Source organism: Arthrobacter oryzae (genome assembly GCF_003634095.1).
Classification (GTDB): domain Bacteria; phylum Actinomycetota; class Actinomycetes; order Actinomycetales; family Micrococcaceae; genus Arthrobacter; species Arthrobacter oryzae.
On record NZ_RBIR01000008.1, the window covers coordinates 163,137 to 183,919 of the forward strand.

Annotated in this window: 18 protein-coding genes; 7 read left to right on the plus strand and 11 right to left on the minus strand. The window is 67.0% G+C overall.

The window, feature by feature from the left end; genetic code table 11:
• Position 1: 1 nt before the first annotated feature.
• The 5 genes from C8D78_RS16225 to C8D78_RS16245 form a co-directional block, all read right to left on the minus strand.
• Complete coding sequence (locus tag C8D78_RS16225) at positions 2 to 1,243, minus strand: pseudouridine synthase (RefSeq protein WP_120954896.1); 1,242 nt, start codon at positions 1,241 to 1,243, stop codon at positions 2 to 4.
• Positions 1,244 to 1,379: 136 nt separating this feature from the next.
• Positions 1,380 to 1,973 carry an SMC-Scp complex subunit ScpB gene (gene scpB, locus C8D78_RS16230; protein ID WP_341867125.1) on the minus strand — a complete coding sequence of 198 codons (594 nt, stop codon included), beginning with the start codon at positions 1,971 to 1,973 and terminating at the stop codon, positions 1,380 to 1,382.
• A gap of 167 nt (positions 1,974 to 2,140) precedes the next feature.
• Positions 2,141 to 3,046 carry a segregation and condensation protein A gene (locus C8D78_RS16235; RefSeq protein WP_425266713.1) on the minus strand — a complete coding sequence of 302 codons (906 nt, stop codon included), beginning with the start codon at positions 3,044 to 3,046 and terminating at the stop codon, positions 2,141 to 2,143.
• An 8-nt stretch (positions 3,047 to 3,054) separates the two neighbouring features.
• Positions 3,055 to 3,954, minus strand: coding sequence for a ParA family protein (locus tag C8D78_RS16240; RefSeq protein ID WP_018772307.1), 900 nt, complete (start codon positions 3,952 to 3,954; stop codon positions 3,055 to 3,057).
• A gap of 311 nt (positions 3,955 to 4,265) precedes the next feature.
• Positions 4,266 to 5,624: a cation:dicarboxylate symporter family transporter gene (locus C8D78_RS16245; RefSeq protein WP_120954898.1), complete on the minus strand. Its 1,359-nt coding sequence runs from the start codon at positions 5,622 to 5,624 to the stop codon at positions 4,266 to 4,268.
• 139 nt (positions 5,625 to 5,763) lie between these two features.
• Between C8D78_RS16245 and C8D78_RS16250 the strand changes: the two genes are divergently transcribed.
• From C8D78_RS16250 to C8D78_RS16260, 3 genes are all read left to right on the plus strand, one after another.
• Entirely contained in the window at positions 5,764 to 7,575 is a 1,812-nt protein-coding gene (locus C8D78_RS16250) for a sensor histidine kinase (RefSeq protein ID WP_120954899.1), read from the plus strand.
• The gene (locus C8D78_RS16255; RefSeq protein ID WP_120954900.1) at positions 7,572 to 8,291 is read left to right on the plus strand and encodes a response regulator; all 720 of its coding nucleotides are present in this window, start codon (positions 7,572 to 7,574) and stop codon (positions 8,289 to 8,291) included. The genes C8D78_RS16250 and C8D78_RS16255 overlap by 4 nt, the downstream gene beginning before the upstream one ends.
• Positions 8,292 to 8,643: 352 nt before the next feature.
• Positions 8,644 to 9,168, plus strand: a complete 525-nt coding sequence (locus C8D78_RS16260; protein ID WP_120954901.1) for a hypothetical protein — start codon at positions 8,644 to 8,646, stop codon at positions 9,166 to 9,168.
• A 12-nt stretch (positions 9,169 to 9,180) separates the two neighbouring features.
• Here the strand turns inward: C8D78_RS16260 and C8D78_RS16265 are convergent, their stop codons facing one another.
• A complete protein-coding gene (locus tag C8D78_RS16265; RefSeq protein WP_120954902.1) occupies positions 9,181 to 11,091 on the minus strand; it encodes an AMP-binding protein in 1,911 nt (636 codons plus the stop codon).
• A 186-nt stretch (positions 11,092 to 11,277) separates the two neighbouring features.
• On the opposite strand from C8D78_RS16265, the gene C8D78_RS16270 reads away from it, so the two are divergent.
• From C8D78_RS16270 to C8D78_RS16285, 4 genes are all read left to right on the plus strand, one after another.
• A complete protein-coding gene (locus C8D78_RS16270) occupies positions 11,278 to 11,916 on the plus strand; it encodes a GntR family transcriptional regulator (RefSeq protein ID WP_120954903.1) in 639 nt (212 codons plus the stop codon).
• A 10-nt stretch (positions 11,917 to 11,926) separates the two neighbouring features.
• Positions 11,927 to 13,447, plus strand: a complete 1,521-nt coding sequence (locus C8D78_RS16275; protein WP_120954904.1) for an MmgE/PrpD family protein — start codon at positions 11,927 to 11,929, stop codon at positions 13,445 to 13,447.
• A complete protein-coding gene (prpB, locus tag C8D78_RS16280; protein WP_120954905.1) occupies positions 13,447 to 14,349 on the plus strand; it encodes a methylisocitrate lyase in 903 nt (300 codons plus the stop codon). Before C8D78_RS16275 ends, prpB begins: the two co-directional genes overlap by 1 nt.
• Positions 14,350 to 14,411: 62 nt before the next feature.
• Positions 14,412 to 15,551, plus strand: a complete 1,140-nt coding sequence (locus tag C8D78_RS16285) for a bifunctional 2-methylcitrate synthase/citrate synthase (protein WP_120954906.1) — start codon at positions 14,412 to 14,414, stop codon at positions 15,549 to 15,551.
• A gap of 77 nt (positions 15,552 to 15,628) precedes the next feature.
• Here the strand turns inward: C8D78_RS16285 and C8D78_RS16290 are convergent, their stop codons facing one another.
• From C8D78_RS16290 to C8D78_RS16310, 5 genes are all read right to left on the minus strand, one after another.
• Complete coding sequence (locus C8D78_RS16290) at positions 15,629 to 16,498, minus strand: hypothetical protein (protein ID WP_120954907.1); 870 nt, start codon at positions 16,496 to 16,498, stop codon at positions 15,629 to 15,631.
• A 173-nt stretch (positions 16,499 to 16,671) separates the two neighbouring features.
• Positions 16,672 to 17,154 carry an 8-oxo-dGTP diphosphatase gene (locus tag C8D78_RS16295; RefSeq protein ID WP_120954908.1) on the minus strand — a complete coding sequence of 161 codons (483 nt, stop codon included), beginning with the start codon at positions 17,152 to 17,154 and terminating at the stop codon, positions 16,672 to 16,674.
• Positions 17,155 to 17,198: 44 nt separating this feature from the next.
• On the minus strand, positions 17,199 to 18,209 hold the full coding sequence (xerD, locus tag C8D78_RS16300) for a site-specific tyrosine recombinase XerD (protein ID WP_279629533.1): 1,011 nt from the start codon (positions 18,207 to 18,209) through the stop codon (positions 17,199 to 17,201).
• Complete coding sequence (locus C8D78_RS16305) at positions 18,206 to 18,871, minus strand: NUDIX domain-containing protein (RefSeq protein ID WP_120954909.1); 666 nt, start codon at positions 18,869 to 18,871, stop codon at positions 18,206 to 18,208. The genes xerD and C8D78_RS16305 overlap by 4 nt, the downstream gene beginning before the upstream one ends.
• Positions 18,872 to 18,898: 27 nt before the next feature.
• The gene (locus C8D78_RS16310) at positions 18,899 to 20,692 is read right to left on the minus strand and encodes a CTP synthase (protein ID WP_120954910.1); all 1,794 of its coding nucleotides are present in this window, start codon (positions 20,690 to 20,692) and stop codon (positions 18,899 to 18,901) included.
• Between the last annotated feature and the right edge of the window lie 91 nt (positions 20,693 to 20,783).

A 20,783-nucleotide genomic window follows, 5' to 3' on the forward strand; every position in this document is an offset into this window, starting at 1 on the left:
GTTACAGGCCCACGGATGCCAGCAGGTGGCCGACTTCCTGTTTGCCCAGGTTGCGGATGCTGCCCTGGCGCTGGTCACCCAGCCCGATGGGACCAACCTTGACCCGGACCAGGCGCAGGACGGGGAACCCCACGGCATCGAACAGGCGCCGGACAATCCGGTTCTTGCCCGAGTGCAGCACGACCTCGATCAGCACGTGCCCGGGTGTCGAGTCCACGAGCTTGAAGGAATCCACCGACGCGATGCCGTCTTCGAGTTCGACGCCGGCCTTCAGTTCGGCGCCAATGCCCTGCGGGAAGGGCCCGCGGACCTGTACGAGGTAGGTCTTGGGGACTTCGTAGGAAGGGTGGGTCAGGCGGTTGGCGAGCTCGCCGTCGTTCGTCAGGAGCAGCAGCCCCTCCGTGGCGACATCGAGCCGGCCCACGTGGAAGAGGCGTTCGCCGTGGTTGTTGCGAACGAAATCGCTGATGCACGGGCGGCCGTCCGGGTCCTCCATGGTGGATACAACGCCCTTGGGCTTGTTGAACACCATGTAGACCATGTTCTCGTCCAGCTGGATTCGCAGGCCGTCGACGTGGATCACGGCCGTCTTCGGGTCGACGCGCACACCGAGCTCGGTGACAACCTGGCCGTCGACTTCGACGCGGCCCTCAGCGATCATTTCCTCGCAGACGCGCCGTGAGGCGACGCCGGCCGAGGCCATGACCTTCTGCAGCCGGATGCCGTCGGCGTCGTGCAGCTCAGACTGCGGCACCTCGCGGCGCGGCCCGCGGTTACGGGCGGGCTTGCGCACCGGTCCGAGGTTCTGGCCGAAGCGTTCGCTGCCGAAAGCGCGGGGGCCCGCGGCCTTGGCTGCTCCGGCGCGCGGCTTGGGCTTGAGGGCACCGGGGGTCCCGGGGGCCTTGCCGAAGCCGGGCTTGCGGGCGGCAGCCTTGCGGGCCGCTTCCTTGCCGGAGGGCGCTTTGGACTTCCAGTCGCCGGAAGCCGGGCGGGCAGCCGACGGCGCGCCGTCCGGACCCTGCAGGTCCGGATCGATAAAGGCCTCTTCGCGCGGCTTGGGGTGCTTGAAGGGGCGGTCTCCGCCGCCCTTGTAGCCGGCGCCGCCCTGGGGGCCGCGGTTGGAGCCGCCCTGCGCGCCGCGGCCTGAACCGCCCTGTGCCGGCTTTTGGCCGGAATAGTTTTGTCCGGTGCTGTTGCGCCCCGAACCGTTACGTGGTGAACCCTGGCGTCCCGCCTGTGTCATGACCCGTCCTTACGTTGATGGCCTGCGGCCGCTGTCTCCCGACAACACCCGCCTGCCGGGCAATGTGTTCTGCCCTGTGGATACTCCTGCGCAGGCGTCGTGCCCGCACAGATACTGCTTACATTGGTCCTGCGTCTTACATTGTTCCTGCATCGTAAAACTCCTCGATGCCTTCCAAGCCTGGAAGGTGGGGGGAAAGCTGCGGCAATTCAGCCACCGAGCCGATTCCCATCCGCTCAAGGAAATACGACGTCGTGCGGTAAAGGATTGCTCCGGATTCGGGATCCGTTCCCGAGTCCTCGATCAGCCCCCGCTGCGTCAGCGTCCGCACGACAGAGTCAACATTGACTCCTCGAATTGCAGACACCCGCGCCCTCGAAACGGGCTGGCGGTAAGCGATGACGGCGAGCGTTTCGAGCGCCGCCTGCGTCAGCCTGGCTGTTTGTCCCTCCAGCACGAACCCGCCCACGATCTCGGCGAACTCCGCGCGCGAATAGATCCGCCAGCCTCCGGCGATATTCCGCAATTCAAAACCCCGGGGGGCGGCATTGTTGCCGTCAGTGTTGCCAGCGTTGCTGCTGGTTTGGCTGACGACGTCCGCATCCGGGGCATTAACAGTATAGCCGTTATACTCCCGCTGCAGTTCAGCCAGGAGGGATTCAACGACGTCGACCGTCAGGTTCAGTCCCGCCGCGAGGGCTGTGGCGGTGGCTGGTTCGTCGATCACCATCAGGACCGCCTCGAGAGCCGCACGGGCGCCGCCGGGCAGGCCGGCGACGTCCGGGCCGGCGTCTTCGGCGCCGTCCGCGGGCACACCGGAGTGAGAATCAAGGTCTGAGTCAGGGTCAGACACAGCGTCGAACCGGGGGTCAGGCTTCGCGTCAGGCCGGAGATCGTTCACGGCTGGTCCTCATATTCTTCGCTCAGGTTCTCAGTGCTCCATTCCGGGGTGTCTGCCGTCCAGCGCACGGTGAAGTCCGCCAGCGGCAGCAGCTGGTCAAAGCCCACCGCGCGGTCGCGGAACAGCTCCAGCAGCGCCAGGAAGCGCGCCACCACCACTTGGGTGGACTCGGCGTCGGCAATCAGCTCCCGGAAGGTCAGCGGCGTACCCAGCCGCAATCGGTTCCCCAGCAGCTCGGCCTGTTCCTTGACGCTCACCGGTGCGGCGTGCAGGTGAGCCAGGCCCACTTCCGTGGGGGCCGCCTCCTTGGGCTTGAGCGCCTTCTCGGCCAGGGCTGCGAACTGCTCCGGGGTGTGACGCCAGAGCAGCTCCGGAAGCAGGGCCGCGAAGTGTCCCTCCAGGGCAACCTGCCGGGGATACCGCCGCGCTTCATGCCCGAGCGTGGCACCGATCATCCCAGCCACGTGTTTGAACGCCTTGTACTGCAGCAGCCGGGCGAAGAGAAGGTCGCGGGCCTCCAGCAGGGCGATGTCCTCATCGTCCTCAACCTCGCCTGCGGGCAGCAGCCGGGCGGCCTTCAGGTCCAGGAGCGTGGCCGCGATCACTAGGAATTCGCTGGCCTCGTCCAGGGCCCACTCCTCCCCCAGCTGCTGCAGACCCCTGATGTACTTTATGAATTCGTCCGTGACGGTGGACAGGGCCACCTCGGTAATGTCGAGCTGATGCTTGGAGATCAGGCCGAGCAGGAGGTCGAACGGGCCGGTGAAGTTGGCCAGCCGCACTTCGAATCCGGGTTTCTTCCCGGAAGGCCCTGCCGTGCCTTCCGGCCCTGCCGGGAAGGCCGAGGCTGCGGGATCCGCGGGTGCATCCAGCTCCACCGGCGGCGAGGAGGCGCCTGCCACGTTCCTGCCTAGGGCGCGCCGCCGCGCGAAATCAGCTCTTTGGCCAGGCGGCGGTAGGCGTCGGCACCAACGTGGTTGCCCGCGTAGGTGGTGATGGGCTCGGCCGCCACTGTGGCGTCCGCAAACTTGATGGAGCGCTTGATGACGGTTTCGAAGACCTTGTCGCCGAAGGCCTCCACCAGGCGCGCGATGACCTCGCGCCCGTGCAGGGTCCGGGCGTCGTACATCGTGGCGAGCACGCCGTCGACCTGCAGGCGCGGGTTGAGCCGGTCCTGGACTTTGTCGATGGTTTCGACCAGGAGCGCCACGGCCCGCAGGGCGAAGAACTCACAGATCAGCGGGATGATGACGCCGTGGGCGGCGGTCAGCGCGTTGACCGTCAGCAGGCCGAGGGAAGGCTGGCAGTCGATCAGGACGACGTCGTAGTCGTCCTCCACCTTTTTCAGCGCCCGGTCCAGGACTTGTTCACGGGCCACTTCATTGACCAGCTGCACCTCGGCGGCGGAGAGGTCGATGTTGGCCGGGAGCAGGTCCACGTTCTCCACGCCGGTTTTCTGGATGGCGTCGCGGATGTCCACCTTGCGGTCCATCAGCACGTTGTACACGGTGAGGTCGAGCTCGTGCGGGTTGGTGCCCAGGCCCGCGGACAGCGCGCCCTGCGGATCGAAGTCGACCAGGAGCACGCGGCGGCCGTATTCGGCCAAGGCTGCGGCGAGGTTAATGGTGGACGTGGTCTTACCGACTCCGCCCTTCTGGTTCACCATGGCGATGACCCGCGCAGGACCGTGGGAGGACAGCGGCGCGGGCTCTGGAAAGTCGCGTTGGGGCCGCCCGGTGGGGCCCATGACGGCGTCTTCCAGATCGAGTTCGGTGCCTTCCAGAGTTGCTGAACCCTGCTCGCTGCTCACGTATCTATCCACACTTTCGATGACGGTGATTGTGGTGCCTATCTTGCTGCCGCCGGGCTCCCGGAGCCCAGCGTGTTCCTCCCAAGGTTACAGCGCCCGACACGGTATTCGGCGGACCTTGACAACCGCCGTCATCTGAGCCTTGACCTTCCGGTAGAAGTCTAGGGTTAGTGACGGACATGGAATGGGAGCCTCGAACGGGGCGCGGGCCGTTGGCGGCGGGAAGCCCGGCTGGCAACGGCAAAGAAACTGCCCGGACGCTGGTGGGCGTCCGGGCAGTATTCCATGGCTGGCGGGTCAGGCGTGCCGGGCTAGACGTAGGCCGGGGCGGCGGGGGCCGGCTCTGCGACGGCCTCCGGCGCCGGGGAGTGCTCGGCGAGCATCGTCACTTCGTCGAACGGCAAGGCACCGGCCAGTACGCGGCCAACCCGTCCGCCGTCGATCTCCTTGACCCAGGTGCCGATCAGCACCGTGGCGACGGCGTTGCCCGTGAAGTTTGTCAGGGCCCGCGCCTCGGACATGAAGCGGTCGATCCCGACGATCATGCCCACGCCGCCCAGCAGCTGCGGCGCATGCGACTGGAGTCCGGCGGCCAGGGTGGCGAGACCGGCACCGGTGACCCCTGCAGCGCCCTTGGAGGCGATGACCATGAAGATCAGCAGGGAAATCTGGGCACCCAGGTCCAGCGGCGTTCCCATGGCGTTGGCGACGAAGAGCGAGGCCATGGTCAGGTAGATGGCCGTGCCGTCCAGGTTGAAGGAGTAGCCGGTGGGGACCGTCACGCCCACGACGGGCTTGGACACGCCGAGGTGTTCCATCTTCGCGATCAGGCGCGGGAGTGCGGCTTCAGAGGATGAGGTGGAGAAGATCAGCAGGTATTCACGGCCCAGGTACTTCATCAGGCGGAAGATGCTGACGCCGGAGACCACCTTGAGCAGGCCGCCGAGGATCACGACGACGAACAGTGCACAGGTGATGTAGAAGGCGGCCATCAGGGTGAACATGCTGAAGATGGCCTGGACGCCCGTGGCGCCGACGACGGCGGCGATCGCACCGAAGGCGCCGACGGGGGCCAGCCACATGATCATGATGAGGATGCGGAATACGAGGGCCTGTCCGTAGCCGACGGCCTTGAGGATCGGGGCTCCCTGCGGGCCCATTTTCTGCAGGGCGAAGCCGACCAGGATCGCGGCGAGGAGCGTCGGCAGGACGGGAATGTCGCCGGGGATGATGCCGAGGAGGAAGTCCGCCGTGCTGTCCACGGCCGCCTTCTTGTTCGGATCGTAGGGGGCGAGGTTGAGGCCCTCGCCCGGGTGGATCAGGTTGCCCACTACGAGCCCGATCGCCAGGGCAAAAGTGGACATCACGACGAAGTAGGCCAGCGCCAGGCCGCCCACTTTGCCGACCGTGGCGGCCTTGGCGATGGAGCCGATCCCGAGCACGATCGTGCAGAAGATCACGGGGCCGATCATCATCTTGATGAGTTTGATGAACCCGTCGCCCAGCGGCTTGAGGGATTTTCCGACCTCCGGGAAGAGCAGCCCGACCAGGGCGCCTGCGATCACGGCAACGATCACTGCGATGTAGAGGTAGTGGGACTTGTCCAGCCCCTTGCGCTTCTTGACCGGCGTCACGGCCTGTGCCGCTGACTCTCCTCGTTGAGAGGCCATGGTGTTCTCCTTGGATAGGCTGGACAGTGGTGCGGCCCAAGCGTTGGGCAGATCCTGTCCGTTCTTGTGTGTAACCCCATCATTGATGACGGGGTGACGCGCATCACCCTTGCGTTCATATTGGTCATGGAAGGCGTTGATGATCCACCGCTGGAGCATCGCCCGCAGGCTGTTTGTGGCCCAACTGCTGTTTGTGGTGGCCCTGACCGCCGTCGTCGGCACAGCCGCGTTCGTGGACTCCCGCGACCGCGCCTACGACGAGGCCGGACGCCGGATGGCTGGCATTGCCACCACGGTGGCGGATGCCCCCTTCGTACTGGCGGCGGCAGGCACCGCGGACCCGTCGGCCCGGCTCCAGCCGTACGCCCTGAAGGTCATGAAGGACGCGGACGCGGACTTCGTCACGATCATGGCCCCGGACCGGACGCGGTGGACCCACCCGAACAACGAGGAACTGGGCAAGCCGTACATCGGTTCCATTGATGCGGCACTCAAGGGCGAGGTCTTCACGGAGGTCACGGCCGGCACCCTCGGCCCGTCTGTGCGCACCATCGCCCCGGTCAGGGACGCGGGCGGAAAAGTCCGGGCCCTCGTGGCCGCGGGCGTGACGGTCAGGAATGTGGATGTGGCCGTTTCCGGCAGGCTGCCGGCGCTGCTGGCGATCGCCGTGGCGCTGCTGGCGGGCGGCTGGGTGGCGTCCTGGCTCCTGGGCAGGTACCTTCGCCGGGTGACCCGCGGCTGGGGACCCGAAGAACTGGGCCAGCTTTTCGCGTATTACGAGTCGGTCCTGCATTCGGTAGGCGAGGGCGTGATCCTCATCGACCGCAAGGGCAATGTGGTGATGTACAACGACCAGGCCGCCGAACTGCTGGGGTTGCCGAAGCAGTCCTCCGACGCCGGCCTCGCTGTCGGTTCGGGTACAGGCAGAGCAGGCGGCAGGCGGCAGAGCGCACCGTCCCTCGCGAAATTGCCGTTGCCCCCCAGCCTCAAGGAACTCTTCGAATCCGGGCGGACCGCGCTCGATGAAATCCATCTGACCGGTTCCCGGGTCCTGGTGGTCAACCAGGGCCCGGCGGTGGGCCCTCCCTCCGCCGCACACCGCCAGCGGGGAGTGGCTTCCGCACCTGCCGGCAGCACCGCCCCTGACAGCACCACCGCTGAAAGCACGACCCCAAGCAGCACGAACCCCAGCAGCACCACCGTTCACGGCGCTCCTGTCTATGGAACGGTGGCCACCATCAGGGACCGCACCGAAATCGAATCCCTCGGCAGCGAACTCGAAACCATGCGCACGCTCTCAGATGCCCTGCGGGCCCAGACCCATGAGCACGCCAACCGGCTCCACACGATCGTCTCGCTCATGGAGCTGGGACGGGCGCCCGAGGCACTGGACTTCGCCACGAAAGACCTGGAACTGAGCCAGCGGCTGACCGATGACATTGTCAGTTCCATCGAGGAGCCGGTACTCGGCGCCCTGATCATGGGCAAGGCAGCCGAGGCGCACGAGCGCGGCGTCGAGCTGATCCTCAGCGCCGGCGGCTCGACGGCGGTGACCGGTTTGGCCGTCCAGGACCTCGTGGCGATCCTCGGGAACCTGCTGGACAATGCGATCGACGCCGCGGCCGAGGCGCCGCCGCCCCGGCTCGTGGAGCTGACCGTCGAGGCCGCCGGGTCCGCCCTCGAAATCACCGTGGAGGACAGCGGCCCCGGCATCGACCCCGCGGCCGTGGAGGACGTGTTCCGTCACGGCTTCAGCACCAAGACCCCGGGCCCGTTCGGGCGCGGGCTGGGCCTTGCCCTGGTCCGCCAGGCCGTCCAGCGCCTGGGCGGTACCATGACAATCACCAGCCCGGCCGGGGCACTGTTCCGCGTCACGCTGCCGGTCACAAGACCGCCGGGGACACCGCTTCCGGAAACAAAGCTGCCGGAAACAACAGAGGGACAGCCATGAGCGACATCCGGGTGCTCGTCGTCGAAGACGAGCCCATCGCCGCCGCGGCACACGCCGCGTACATCGGCAGGCTTGAGGGTTTCACCCTGGCCGGATCCGCCCCGGACGGGCAGTCCGCGCTTCGCCTCCTGACGGAATTCTCGGCAGCAGGCAACCCGGTGGAGCTGGTCCTGCTGGACATGAACCTTCCGGACCTGCACGGACTGGACATCGCGCGCCGGATGCGGGCGGCGGGACTCTTCGCGGACATCATTGCCATCACCGCCGTGCGGGAACTGAACATCGTCCGCAGCGCGGTGGCCACCGGCGTCGTCCAATACCTGATCAAGCCGTTCACCTACGCCACGTTCGCCGACAAGCTCGCCAGCTACCGCCAGTTCCGCGAACAGCTGGCCTCGCCCCGGACCGGGGCGGCGGGCGCCGGAGCCTCACAAAGTGATGTGGACCAGGCGTTCGCGAGCCTGCGGGCCCCCTCGGAAGTGTCGCTGCCCAAGGGCCTGGCGGCGTCAACGTTGGAATCCGTCCAGGACTTCATCAAAAGCCAGGCAGGGGCGGTGTCAGCCAGTGAGGTCATGGCGGCGCTAGGCATGTCCCGGGTCACGGCCCGGCGCTATCTTGAACACCTCGCCGACGCCGGCACAGTCTCCCGCGCCGCGCGCTACGGCGCCCCGGGCCGGCCGGAGAACGAGTACCGCTGGAACCGGCCGCCGTCGTAGGCAGCTGATCTGATGGGCTTCGAGCGGCTGGTCTGCATGCTCGTTCTGGAACATCAACGGTGGCTGGAGCTGTGGCACGTTGACATCCCGACCCACCCGTCTCGAAGCACCCCGACTGGCACATTGCGAGGAAAGCCATCAAGCTGGTTAAGGGGTTATCGGGGGGAAGAGCACTCACGCCGCACAGGAAGGCCCCGCAATTCCGCGACCAAACCGGCAACTCGGTCCACTGATCCGCAAGTACCTCAAACCCGGCCAACCCGCCCGCGCAGATGCCGGCGGGTTCGGCCTGCTCCAGCCCGCCACGGGGCGGGAGGGTGCGCCCCTTCTCGGAGATGGTCACGTTTACGTGATGAAGCACGGGAAGGAATATCACACGGCCTGGTGCCAGGTTGTGGCCGACAAATGGGACCATGCCCCCAGAGGACTGCTCGTAGCACTGCTGGCCGACGTCACGGCACGGACCCGGTGCCAGAAATGCGACCGAATCTTCGATGCAGCCCGGGCCTCGCCTGCGCAGGAACACCGCATCGAATCCGAGCCCAGCACGGCACCCCCGCCGCCTGAGGCCGTCATCCCGCTTACGGTCGTCGGCGCCGCCCATGGGATCCTCTTTCTGGCGGCCGGTCCGGAATATCGGGAACGCCTGCAGGAGACCGCGGTGGAGCCGGCGACCCCGCTGCTGGTGGACGGGCGGCGGGAAGGCCTGGTGGTGCGGGTGGACTCTGCCCGCGACGAACCGCTCTTGGTTGTCCAGTTGGACCCCCGGGCCCCGTTCCGGAATGTCCCCTACCAGACGCGCCTGCGTTATCCGCTGCAGCGGTCCGCGACCAAACCCTATGCCGTGGAATCCGTAGAACCGGCGCCACAGGCATAGCATCCGCCCCCGCTACCCCGAAGCGCCGGGGCGGAGGGCGCCGAGCAGTCGGTCGATCACGCCGGCATCCTCGATCGTGGACGGCACCACGTAGTTCTCGCCGTCGGCGATCTGGCGCATGGTCTTGCGCAGGATTTTGCCCGACCGGGTCTTGGGCAGGGCGTCCACCACCGTCACGTGCTTGAAGTCCGCCACGGCCCCGATGTCGCGCCGGACCAGGGCGATCAGGTCCTTGGCCAAGACGTCCTCGGGCACGTCCACCCCGGCCTTGAGGACCACATAGCCGCTGGGCCGCTGGCCCTTGAGCGGGTCGGCGAGGCCGATCACGGCGCATTCGGCGACGGCGGGGTGCTGCCCGATCACCTGCTCCATGGCGCCGGTGGAGAGCCGGTGTCCGGCGACGTTAATGATGTCGTCCGTGCGGCCCATGACGAAGACGTAGCCGTCCTCGTCCCGGTAGCCGGAGTCCCCGGTGGCGTAGTAGCCCTCGAAGGCCTGCAGGTAGGAGGAGATGTAGCGTTCGTCGTTGTGCCAGAGCGTTGTGAGGGTGCCGGGCGGCAGGGGCAGTCCCAGGACGATGTTGCCCTCGGTGCCGGCCTCGACGTCCTCGCCCGCGCCGTCGACGATGGTGAGCCTGAAGCCGGGCATCGGGACGCTGGGCGAGCCTGCCTTGATCGGCAGCCCGTCAAGGCCTCGGGGGTTGGCGCAAATGGCCCAGCCCGTCTCGGTCTGCCACCAGTGGTCGACCACCGGAACTCCCAGGACCCGGGAGGCCCAGTGGAAGGTGTCGGTGTCCAGCCGCTCGCCGGCCGCGAACAGGGTGCGCAGACTGGACAGGTCGTACTTTTCGAGCAGTTGCGCCTCGGGGTCGGCTTTCCGGATCGCACGCAGCGCGGTGGGCGCGGTGAACAGCACGTTGACCTTGTGGTCCTGGATGACCCGCCAAAACGCGCCGGCGTCGGGTGTTCCCACCGGTTTTCCCTCGTACAGGACTGAAGTTGCGCCGGCCAGGAGCGGCCCGTACACGATGTACGAGTGCCCCACCACCCAGCCGACGTCCGAGGCGGTCCACATGACGTCCCCGGGACCGACGTCGTAAATGTTCTCCATGGTCCATCTCAGGGCCACGGCATGTCCGCCGTTGTCCCGCACCACGCCCTTCGGCGAGCCGGTGGTGCCCGAGGTGTAAAGGATGTACAACGGATCCGTCGCCTTGACATCGACGGGCGCGGCGGGCGCGGCGGAGGCCATTTCGGCGTCCCAGTCGAGCCATCCCGGGTGGTCGGCGGCCATGGAGGCCGGAGTGGACGCGAAACCGTCCCTGGCCTTGACCAGCACCGCAATATCCGGGGCACCGGCAAGGCCGAGGGCCTCGGCGACGGCGGGCAGGTATTCAATCCGGCGCGACGGCTCGATGCCGCCGGAGGCCGTCACCACAGCGGCGGGTTCGGCGTCCCGGATACGGGCAGCGAGCTCCTTGGGGGCAAACCCGCCGAACACCACGGAGTGCACGGCGCCGAGCCGGGCGGTGGCCAGCATCGCGATCGCGGCCTCGGGGATCATCGGCATGTAGATCACCACGCGGTCGCCCGGGCCGACTCCGGCGCGGCGCAGCACTCCGGCGAACCGGGCCACGAGGTCCGTCAGTTCCGCATATGTGTAGCTCTGCCGGGTGCCCAACATGGCGGAGTCGTAGATCAGGGCATCCTGTGCACCCCGGCCCTCCGCCACATGGCGGTCCAAGGCGTTGTAGCACGTGTTCAGGACACCGTCGGGAAACCAGTCGTAGAGCGGCGCCCGGCTAGCATCGAGAGCCTGGCGGGGCTCGGCGGACCAGGAAATCCCGCGAGCGGCGTCCAGCCAGAACTCCTCGGGTTGTTCCAGGCTACGTTCATAAGCGGGCCGGTAGCTCTTGCTGACCATGGCATGCATCCTGTCCACGACGGTGTGATGCAGCCCATGGTAGTCCGGAGCGGACTGACGGCACAAGCGTTATGTATACAAAAAGTGGATTTTCGTGGCCCATCCTAGGTGATGCTGGGCAAAGTAACCCTGCTTGTATACAATGGTGCAGGATCAACCACTACAGCCACCAGCGGAGGAGGCAGGATGCGCGCCAGCGACAAGGCCTACGCGGCCCTGCGCGATGACATCATCGAGTGGCGCCTCCTGCCGGGAACGGTTCTCGCGGAGGTAGAACAGTCAGAGCGTCTCGGCATCTCGCGCACCCCACTCCGCGAGGCCCTGAGCCGGCTCACCGCCGAGGGGCTGACGACGGCGGGCGGGCGCGGCGTCGTCGTGACCGACATTTCCCTTGACGACATCGATGAACTGTTCGAACTCCGCGAAACCCTCGAGGGGAAGGCCGCCGCCTTGGCCGCCGAGCGCGGTGACCCCGAGACCTTCGAGCGGCTCCGGCGCGAGTTGCTTCACGCCCCGGAACTCATCGGCGGCCAGGAGCCCGCCCTGCACGACTACTACGAGCTCGTGGGGCGCCTCGACGCGGCCATCGACGCCGCGATTTCCAACGCCTACCTCGTCCAGGCCATGCGCAGCCTGCGCGTCCACCTTGTGCGCGTCCGCCGCCTTGCCGCCGACGACGCCGCCCGGCTCACCGCCGCCGCCGCCGAGCACGCCGCCATTGCCGAGGCAATCGCCGCCGGTAACCCGAGGCTGGCCGAGGCCGCCACCACGCTTCACCTGCACCGCAGCCTTTCCCACGTCAAAGCCACGCATACACCTCACTAGAAGGAGCACCATGGTCAAGGAACACCACGTCCGCGTTTACAAGAGCGAGGAAAACCTGCCCCGCGAGGACCAGCTTGCCTACAAGATCGCCAAGGTTGCCGCGGATCCCGTGGACGTCACCGCTGACGTCACCGACATGGTGATCAACCGGGTCATCGACAACGCCTCGGTGGCGATTGCCTCGCTGAACCGCGCCCCGATCGTCGCGGCCCGGGCCCAGGCCCTCACCCACGGCCCCACCACCGGCGGTAAGGGCTCGAAGGTCTTCGGCATCGAAGAACGGGTCTCCCCCGAATGGGCCGCCTGGGCCAACGGCGTCGCGGTCCGTGAGCTCGACTACCACGACACTTTCCTCGCCGCGGACTACTCGCACCCGGGCGACAACATTCCGCCGATCCTCGCCGTCGCCCAGCACGTCGGTTCCAGCGGCCAGGACCTGGTCCGAGGGATCGCCACCGGCTACGAGATCCAGGTCAACCTGGTCAAGGCCATCTGCCTGCACAAGCACAAGATCGACCACGTGGCCCACCTCGGCCCGTCCGCGGCCGCCGGCATCGGCACCCTGCTGGGTCTCGACGTCGAGACCATCTTCCAGTCCGTCGGCCAGGCCCTGCACACCACCACCGCCACCCGGCAGTCCCGCAAGGGCGAGATCTCCACCTGGAAGGCGCACGCCCCCGCGTTCGCCGGCAAGATGGCAGTGGAATCCGCGGACCGCGCCATGCGCGGCCAGACCTCCCCCGTGCCGATCTACGAGGGCGAAGACGGCGTGATCGCCTGGATGCTGGACGGCCCGGACGCCTCGTACATGGTGCCGCTGCCCGAGGCCGGCGAGGCCAAGCGCGCCATCCTGGATACCTACACCAAGGAGCACTCCGCCGAGTACCAGGCGCAGGCCTGGATCGACCTGGCCCGGAAGCTGCACGGCGAGCACCCCGAGGTCACGGACCCGGCCAACGTCGAATCCGTGCTGATCAAGACCAGCCACCACACGCACTACGTGATCGGCTCCGGCGCCAACGACCCGCAGAAGTACAGCCCCACCGCCAGCCGCGAGACCCTCGACCACTCCATCCCGTACATCTTCACCGTCGCCCTGCAGGACGGCGCCTGGCACCACGTGGATTCCTATGCCCCGGAACGCGCGGGCCGCCCGGACACCGTGGCGCTGTGGCACAAGGTCACCACCGTCGAGGATCCCGAGTGGACCCGGCGGTACCACTCCCTGGACATCGCCGAGAAGGCCTTCGGCGGCACCGTGGTCATCACCTTGACGGACGGCACGGTCATTACCGAGTCGATCGCCGTCGCCGACGCCCACCCGCTGGGCGCCCGGCCGTTCGCTCGGGAACAGTACGTCAACAAGTTCCGCACCCTCGCCGCCGGCCTCGTGGACGACGAGGAAATCGAGCGGTTCCTCGCTGCGGCCGCCCGGCTCCCCGAGCTCGGCGCCGGCGAGCTGGACCAGCTGAACATCCAGGCAGCCGACGGCGTGATCGACCTCGCCGCCGCACCGAAGGGACTCTTCTAATGCTGTATTCGAAGACCACGCCGGAGCAGAAGCGCATCCGGTTCCGGGAGCTGCTCGCCTCCGGAACCATCGCGCAGTTCCCCGGCGCATTCAACCCGCTCTCGGCACGGCTGATCGAGGAGAAGGGCTTCGCCGGGGTCTACATTTCCGGCGCCGTCCTGGCCAACGACCTCGGCCTGCCCGACATCGGCCTGACAACCCTGACCGAGGTGGCCACCAGGGCCGGGCAGATCGCCCGGATGACCGATCTTCCCTCGATTGTGGACGCCGACACGGGCTTCGGCGAACCGATGAACGTTGCCCGCAGCATCCAGGAGCTCGAAAACGCGGGCCTGGCCGGCTGCCACATCGAGGACCAGTTCAACCCGAAACGCTGCGGCCACCTCGACGGCAAGAACGTGGTGGACCTTGAGACCGCCACCAAGCGGATCCGCGCCGCGGCGGACGCCCGGCGTGACCCGAACTTCCTGATCATGGCACGGACCGACATCCGCGCAACCGACGGGCTCCAGGCCGCACAGGACCGGGCAAAAGCCCTCGTGGAGGCCGGCGCGGACGCCATCTTCCCCGAGGCGATGAAGGACCTGAGCGAGTTCCAGGCAATCCGCGACGCCGTCGACGTCCCCATCCTGGCCAACATGACCGAATTCGGCCAGAGCGCCCTGTTCACGGTGGAGGAACTCGCCGGCGTGGGGGTCAACATGATCATCTATCCGGTAACACTTCTCCGTAGTGCCATGGGGGCTGCGGAGCGTACTCTGGAATCGATTAAGGCCGACGGAACCCAGGAAGCACAGGTCGGGAGCATGCTGACCCGTGCGCGTTTGTACGATCTCGTTGATTATGAGGCTTACAACCGCTTTGACACCGGAGTCTTTAATTTCCAGATCCCAGGTCAGTAAGCCCCGCATGGAACCCCCGGCACGTGCCGGTATACAGGCGTTAGGAATAAAGGAGTTTCAGCATGGCTGAACAGGACATTAAGAAGGGCCTCGCCGGCGTCGTAGTCGACTACACCGCCGTCTCGAAGGTCAACCCGGACACCAACTCGCTGCTCTACCGCGGCTATCCCGTCCAGGAACTGGCCGCTAAGTGCAGTTTCGAGGAAGTCGCCTATCTGCTCTGGAACGGCGAGCTGCCCACCGCGGAGCAGCTGGCGGAGTTCACGGCACGCGAACGCGCGGGCCGCCCGATTGACCCGGTAGTCAAACAGGTTGTCGACGCGCTGCCCACCACCTCCCACCCGATGGACGTCTGCCGGACGGCAGCTTCCGTCATGGGTGCACGGCACCCGCTCGCCGGGGATTCCTCGCGGGAGGCCAACATGGCCAAGGCGATTGATCTGTTCGCGGCCATGCCGGCGATCGTGGCCTACGACCAGCGACGCCGGCACGGCGAGGATGTCGTGGCACCCCGCGATGACCTGGGCTACTCGGCGAACTTCCTGTGGATGGCGTTTGGTGAGGAACCGGTCCAGGAAGTCGTGGAGGCCTTCAACGTCTCGATGATCCTCTACGCCGAGCACTCGTTCAACGCCTCGACCTTCACGGCCCGGGTGATCACCTCCACGCTCTCGGACCTGCACTCTGCCGTGACCGGGGCTATCGGAGCGCTCAAGGGCCCGTTGCACGGCGGCGCGAACGAGGCCGTCATGCACACGTTCGACGAGATCGGCATCCGGCAGGAGGAGTCCCTGGAGGAGGCCCATGCCCGGGCCAAGACCTGGATGGAGGACGCCCTGGCACACAAGAAAAAGGTCATGGGCTTCGGCCACCGCGTCTACAAGCACGGCGACTCCCGGGTGCCTACCATGAAGGCTGCCCTGGACAAGATGATCGCGCACTACGGCCGGCCCGAACTGCTGGGTCTTTACAACGGCCTTGAGACGGCGATGGACGAGGCTAAGGCGATCAAGCCGAACCTGGATTACCCGGCCGGCCCGACTTACCACCTCATGGGCTTCGACACCCCGACCTTCACTCCGCTGTTCGTCGCAAGCCGCATCACGGGCTGGACGGCGCACATCATGGAGCAGTTGGAATCGAACTCCCTCATCCGCCCCCTGAGCGAATACAACGGCGTCGAGGAACGGCACCTGGCGTAAGCCCTTCGCAGCGGTAAAACGCGCGGGCCGTCCACTTCTCAAAGGTGGACGGCCCGCGCTTTTTGTTGTTTTTGTTGCTAGTCCTGCATCTGCAGGCTGACGATCATGGCCTTGAGCTTCCGGTAGTCCGGGCTCCGCATGTAGTCCTTTGCCTCGGCCAACGAGTTAAAGATTGGCTCATCGTTCCCGCGACCCTGGGAGGAACGGTCCGCGAAAATCAGCGTCCCCTTCGGCGCACCGGCCACGAAGGAGTACATCAAGCAGCTGTCCTTGACTTCTCCGCTGTTTTTGTCGACTAGTCCAATCTGGTACTTGAAGGCGCCCCCGTTGGCCCGCATATCCAGCACGCGGAAGGAAAACCGCACGCCCATCGCCTTGGCCCACGGCGTATCCAGTGCCGGCGCAGTGTCCAGTTCGGTCATCTTGTAAGTGCCTGCAGGGCAGGCGCCGCCAACTGCCCCGGTGGCGCCGTGGTAAAGCGCGGCCACCTGCATCCTGGCTTCGTTGAAGATGGTGATTCCGGTCCCCGGATAACCGGGATTCTGGTTTGCGGATTCCTCAACCGTCCAGCGGTCGGGCAGGGCGAACGACACTCCGGCCGCAGCACTGACGTATCGCCCGTTTGCGTTTCCGCTGGCCGTCCCCTCCGTTGCGGGTGCTGTTGATGCCGACGACGTCACGGATACCGGCGTCGCGGTGGTGGGCGACGGCGTCGTCGTCAGGGCAGCGGAGGCTGTCGGTGCCACCATGGTGGCCGACGACGCCGCGGCGGGGGCCGGCTTGGCGGCGCCCATGTTTCCGGCCACGGCAATGCCGCCGCCGACTGCGGCCAGGGCGAGAGCGACGAGGGCGGCCGCCCACGGCCAGCGCCGCCGTGCCCCGGTGTTAGTGGACGGCCCGTCGCTGGAAGAATCCTCGCCGGGAAGGTCGTAATTGTTTGAGTCCATGCCGTGCCCCCAATATGGCCCGAGTGCCGCTCGCGGGTGTGCGATGGAGGTGCTTGTACTGCCGCGGCGCGATGCTCCAACCACAGATTAGCGGCCAGGCCGGGGCTTTCCCGGCATTCCCGGCATCACGATTTCGACTCGCGCAAGTCAGCGGCGCGAAAGCCGCGCCTACTTCAGCGGCGAGGGATCCGGACCGATGCCACGGTCTCGTTGTCCTCGTTGAGGACCACGACGACGTCGATCGTTTCGCCTGCCAGCGCCGGGGGCAGCCAGTGCCCCGCATCCTGCCACATCCGCTCCAGGGGCAGCGAGGCGGCGGCGAACCACTCGGGGATGATTTCCGGGCTCTCGGTGGGTTCGCCTTCCCAGCGCCGGGTGGTGAAGAGCCTGCACGACATGTTCCAGTCGGGCCGCGCGGGAAAAATGAACTCGACGACGCCGGCATGGGCCAGGTCCTCTTGGAGGACCACGATGCCGGTCTCTTCCCAGACCTCGCGGACCACGGCCTCGGCGTCGCTCTCCCCCGGCTCCACGTGTCCGCCGATGCCCACGATCTTGCCGATGCCGAAACCGGTCCTCTTCAGGCCAAGCAGCACCTGGGTGCCGGTTTCTGCCTCGCGGAGCGGGAAGCAGAGAGTGACTGGGGTGTGCTTCATGTACTCAACCCTATAGCTGCCGACGTCGAGGCTACCCGGCCGCTTTAGCCCAGGGCGCGGGGGTGCGCGGCGGCGTAGATTTCCCGCAGCGTATCGGCCGTCACCTGGGTGTAGACCTGCGTGGTGGTGACAGAGGCGTGCCCCAGCAACTCCTGGACCACGCGGACGTCGGCTCCGCCCTCCAGCAGGTGCGTGGCGAAGGAGTGCCGGAGGGTGTGCGGGGAAACGGCTTTGGTGATGTTGGCCTTCTCCGCAGCGGTCTTGAGGATGGTCCAGGCACTTTGCCGGCTGATCCGCCCGCCCCGGGCGTTCAGGAACAGCGCCGGGGTGCCCTTGCCCTTGGCGGCCAGCAGGGGCCGCCCGCGGACCAGATAGGCGTCCAGGGCCCGTGCCCCGAAGGACCCCAGCGGGACAAGGCGTTCCTTGGACCCCTTGCCGAACAGCCTGACGATCGCCGGGCCGTCGCTGTCGCGTGCCTCGCGGGGGCTGGGCAGGGAGATGTCGTCGACGTCGAGCCCCACGGCCTCGCTGATGCGGGCACCGGTGGAATACAGGAACTCCAGGAGGGCACGGTCCCGCAGACCGGTGGCGGTGTCCGTGCCGGCGGCCTCGAGGATCCTGGTGACCTCGCCGACGCTGATGGCCTTGGGCAGCCGTTTGCCGGGCATGGGCGGGTGCACATCGCTGGCGGGGTCGGTAGGCGTGACGCCTTCGAGCGCCCAGAACTTGTGGAGGCCCCGCACGGCCACCACGGTGCGCGCCGCGGAGCGGACGCCCAGCGCGGATCCGCCGTCGGACCCGTCGGAGAGCGCCTGGACGAAGCCGGTGACATCATGGCGGGTAACGTCCGCCGGGTGCTGGCGCCCCGACCGGGCGAGGTGGCTCGCGTACCGGGCAAGGTCGCGCCGGTAAGCCGCGAGGGTATTGGCCGCCAGTCCCCGTTCCACCCCCATGTGCTGCAAGTACTCGGTGACGGCCCGGTCGATTGCCGTCGCCGCACGGGCCGGGACGGCCGGCTCCAGCGTCTGCGGGCCCGCGGTCAGCGCATCGCTCATTGGCGCTGGCTGGGATGGGCCGGCCAGGGCGCGTCGGCGGGGCGGAGGTTGTCGAAGTTCTCGGCCCGGGCGGCGGCAGCGGCGAGGACGCCGACGACGGCGGACGGGTTGTGCAGGCGGCCGTCCAGCACGGCCTGGACGGCCTCGTCCAGCGGCGTCCAGCGCAGTTCAATTTCGGCCTCTTCGTCGGTGCGGACGTGCCGTTCGTGTCCGGGCACTTCGCTGAGGCCGCGGGCCAGGTAGATGCGGATGGCTTCGCTGGAGGAGCCCGGGGAGTTGAAGAAGTCGGCCAGCACGTTCCAGCGGTCCGCCACAAGGTCCGCCTCTTCGGCCAGTTCGCGGGCGGCGCCGACGACGAAGTCCTCCCCTTCGACGTCGAGCAGCCCGGCGGGGATCTCCCAGAGGTCCATGCCGACGGGATGCCGGTACTGCCGCAGCAGGAGCACGTCGCCGGCGTCGTTCATCGGGAGAACGGCTACCGCGCCGGGATGGTCGATGTAGTCCCGGACCAGGGTGTCGCCGTCGGCGTGGAGTTGGAAACTGTCGCTGACGACGTCCCAGATCCTGCCTTGGTAGACCTTCTGTGAAGACAAAAGACGGCGCGGGCTCGGTTCATCCGAAACCTGCCGTGCAGCATTGGGGGTCTCAGACATACCGGGCATCGCGCCGTCCTTTGATTCAGTTGGAAATTACTTGGACACTGCTGCCGACGAAGGCTTGGCGGCAGCAGCCGGGGCGTCCGCCTTGGCAGGGGCGTTCACACCCGCGGCGGGGGTACCGTTGGCTGCGTGCTGGTGCGCAAGGGCCGCCTTGATCAGGCCTGCGAACAGCGGGTGCGGGCGCGTGGGCCGCGAGCTGAGCTCGGGGTGCGCCTGCGTGGCCACGTAGTAGGGGTGCACGTCGCGGGGAAGTTCCACGAACTCGACCAGCTTGCCGTCGGGGGACGTTCCGGAGAACTGCAGTCCCTTGGCGGCGATCTGATCGCGGTACTTGTTGTTGACCTCGTAGCGGTGCCGGTGACGTTCGCTCACGTTCGTGGTGCCATAGGTTTCGGCAACGACAGAGCCTTCGTCGAGCTTGGCCTCGTACAGGCCCAGGCGCATGGTGCCGCCGAGGTCGCCCTTGCCGTCAACGATGTCCAGCTGCTCTTCCATCGTCGCGATGACCGGGTACTTGGAATTCGGCTCGAACTCGGACGAGGAAGCGCCCTCGAGGCCGACCACGTTGCGGGCGTACTCGATCACCATGCACTGCAGGCCCAGGCACAGGCCCAGGACCGGGAGCTTGGTTTCGCGGGCGTACTTCAGGGCCCCAAGCTTGCCTTCGAGGCCGCGGATGCCGAAGCCGCCCGGCACGCAGATGGCGTCGACGCCGGCCAGAGACTGCACGGCACCCTCGCGGGTTTCGCACTCGTCCGAGGGGACCCAGCGGATCTTGACCTTGGTGTCATTGGCGAAGCCGCCGGCACGCAGTGCCTCCGTCACGGACAGGTAGGCGTCCGGCAGGTCGATGTACTTTCCGACGAGCGCGACCTCAACCTCGTGCTTGGGGTTGTGGACGGCGTCGAGGAGCTTGTCCCAGCTGGTCCAGTCCACATCCTTGAACGGCAGGTCCAGGGCGCGGACGATGTACGAATCCAGGCCCTGGGAGTGCAGGGTCTTCGGGATGTCGTAGATGCTCGGCGCGTCCGGGCAGCCGATCACGGCGTCGATGTCGACATCGCACATGCGGCCGATTTTCTCGCGCATGGGCTGCGGCACGTCGCGGTCCGAACGGATCACGATCGCCTCGGGCTGGATGCCGATGGAGCGCAACGCGGCAACGGAGTGCTGCGTCGGCTTGGTCTTGAGCTCCTGGGACGGGCCGATGTACGGCACGAGCGAGACGTGGAGGAAGAACACGTTGTTGCGCCCGATGTCCTGGCGGACCTGGCGGGCGGATTCGAGGAACGGCTGGGACTCGATGTCGCCCACTGTTCCGCCGATTTCGGTGATGATGACGTCCGGGGCGTGCTTACCCTCGGCGGGCAGCCGCATGCGCCGCTTGATCTCATCGGTGATATGCGGGATGACCTGGACCGTGTCGCCGAGGTATTCGCCGCGGCGTTCCTTGGCGATGACCGTCGAGTAGACCTGGCCGGTTGTGACGTTGGCCGAGCCCTCGAGGTTTTCATCGAGGAAGCGCTCGTAGTGGCCGATGTCGAGGTCCGTTTCGGCGCCGTCGTCGGTGACGAAGACTTCGCCGTGCTGGAAGGGATTCATCGTGCCCGGATCCACGTTCAGATAGGGATCGAGCTTTTGCATTGTTACAGACAGACCGCGGGCCCGCAGGAGGTGACCGAGGCTCGAAGCCGTCAGTCCCTTACCGAGCGAGGACGCTACACCACCGGTGACGAAGATGTGTTTGGTCGTCTTGGACGAGCCCGGAAACCGGGAATTTACACGAGAGTTTGATCGCTGCACCACGGGGTTTGAGCTTATCATCGATTCGGCCTTCCACGGGCTCTTTGGCGGGATCCCGATGTGATTGTTGTCTTAGCGCGGTCCTGCGGCGACCTTGGCAGCGGTCGCCGGA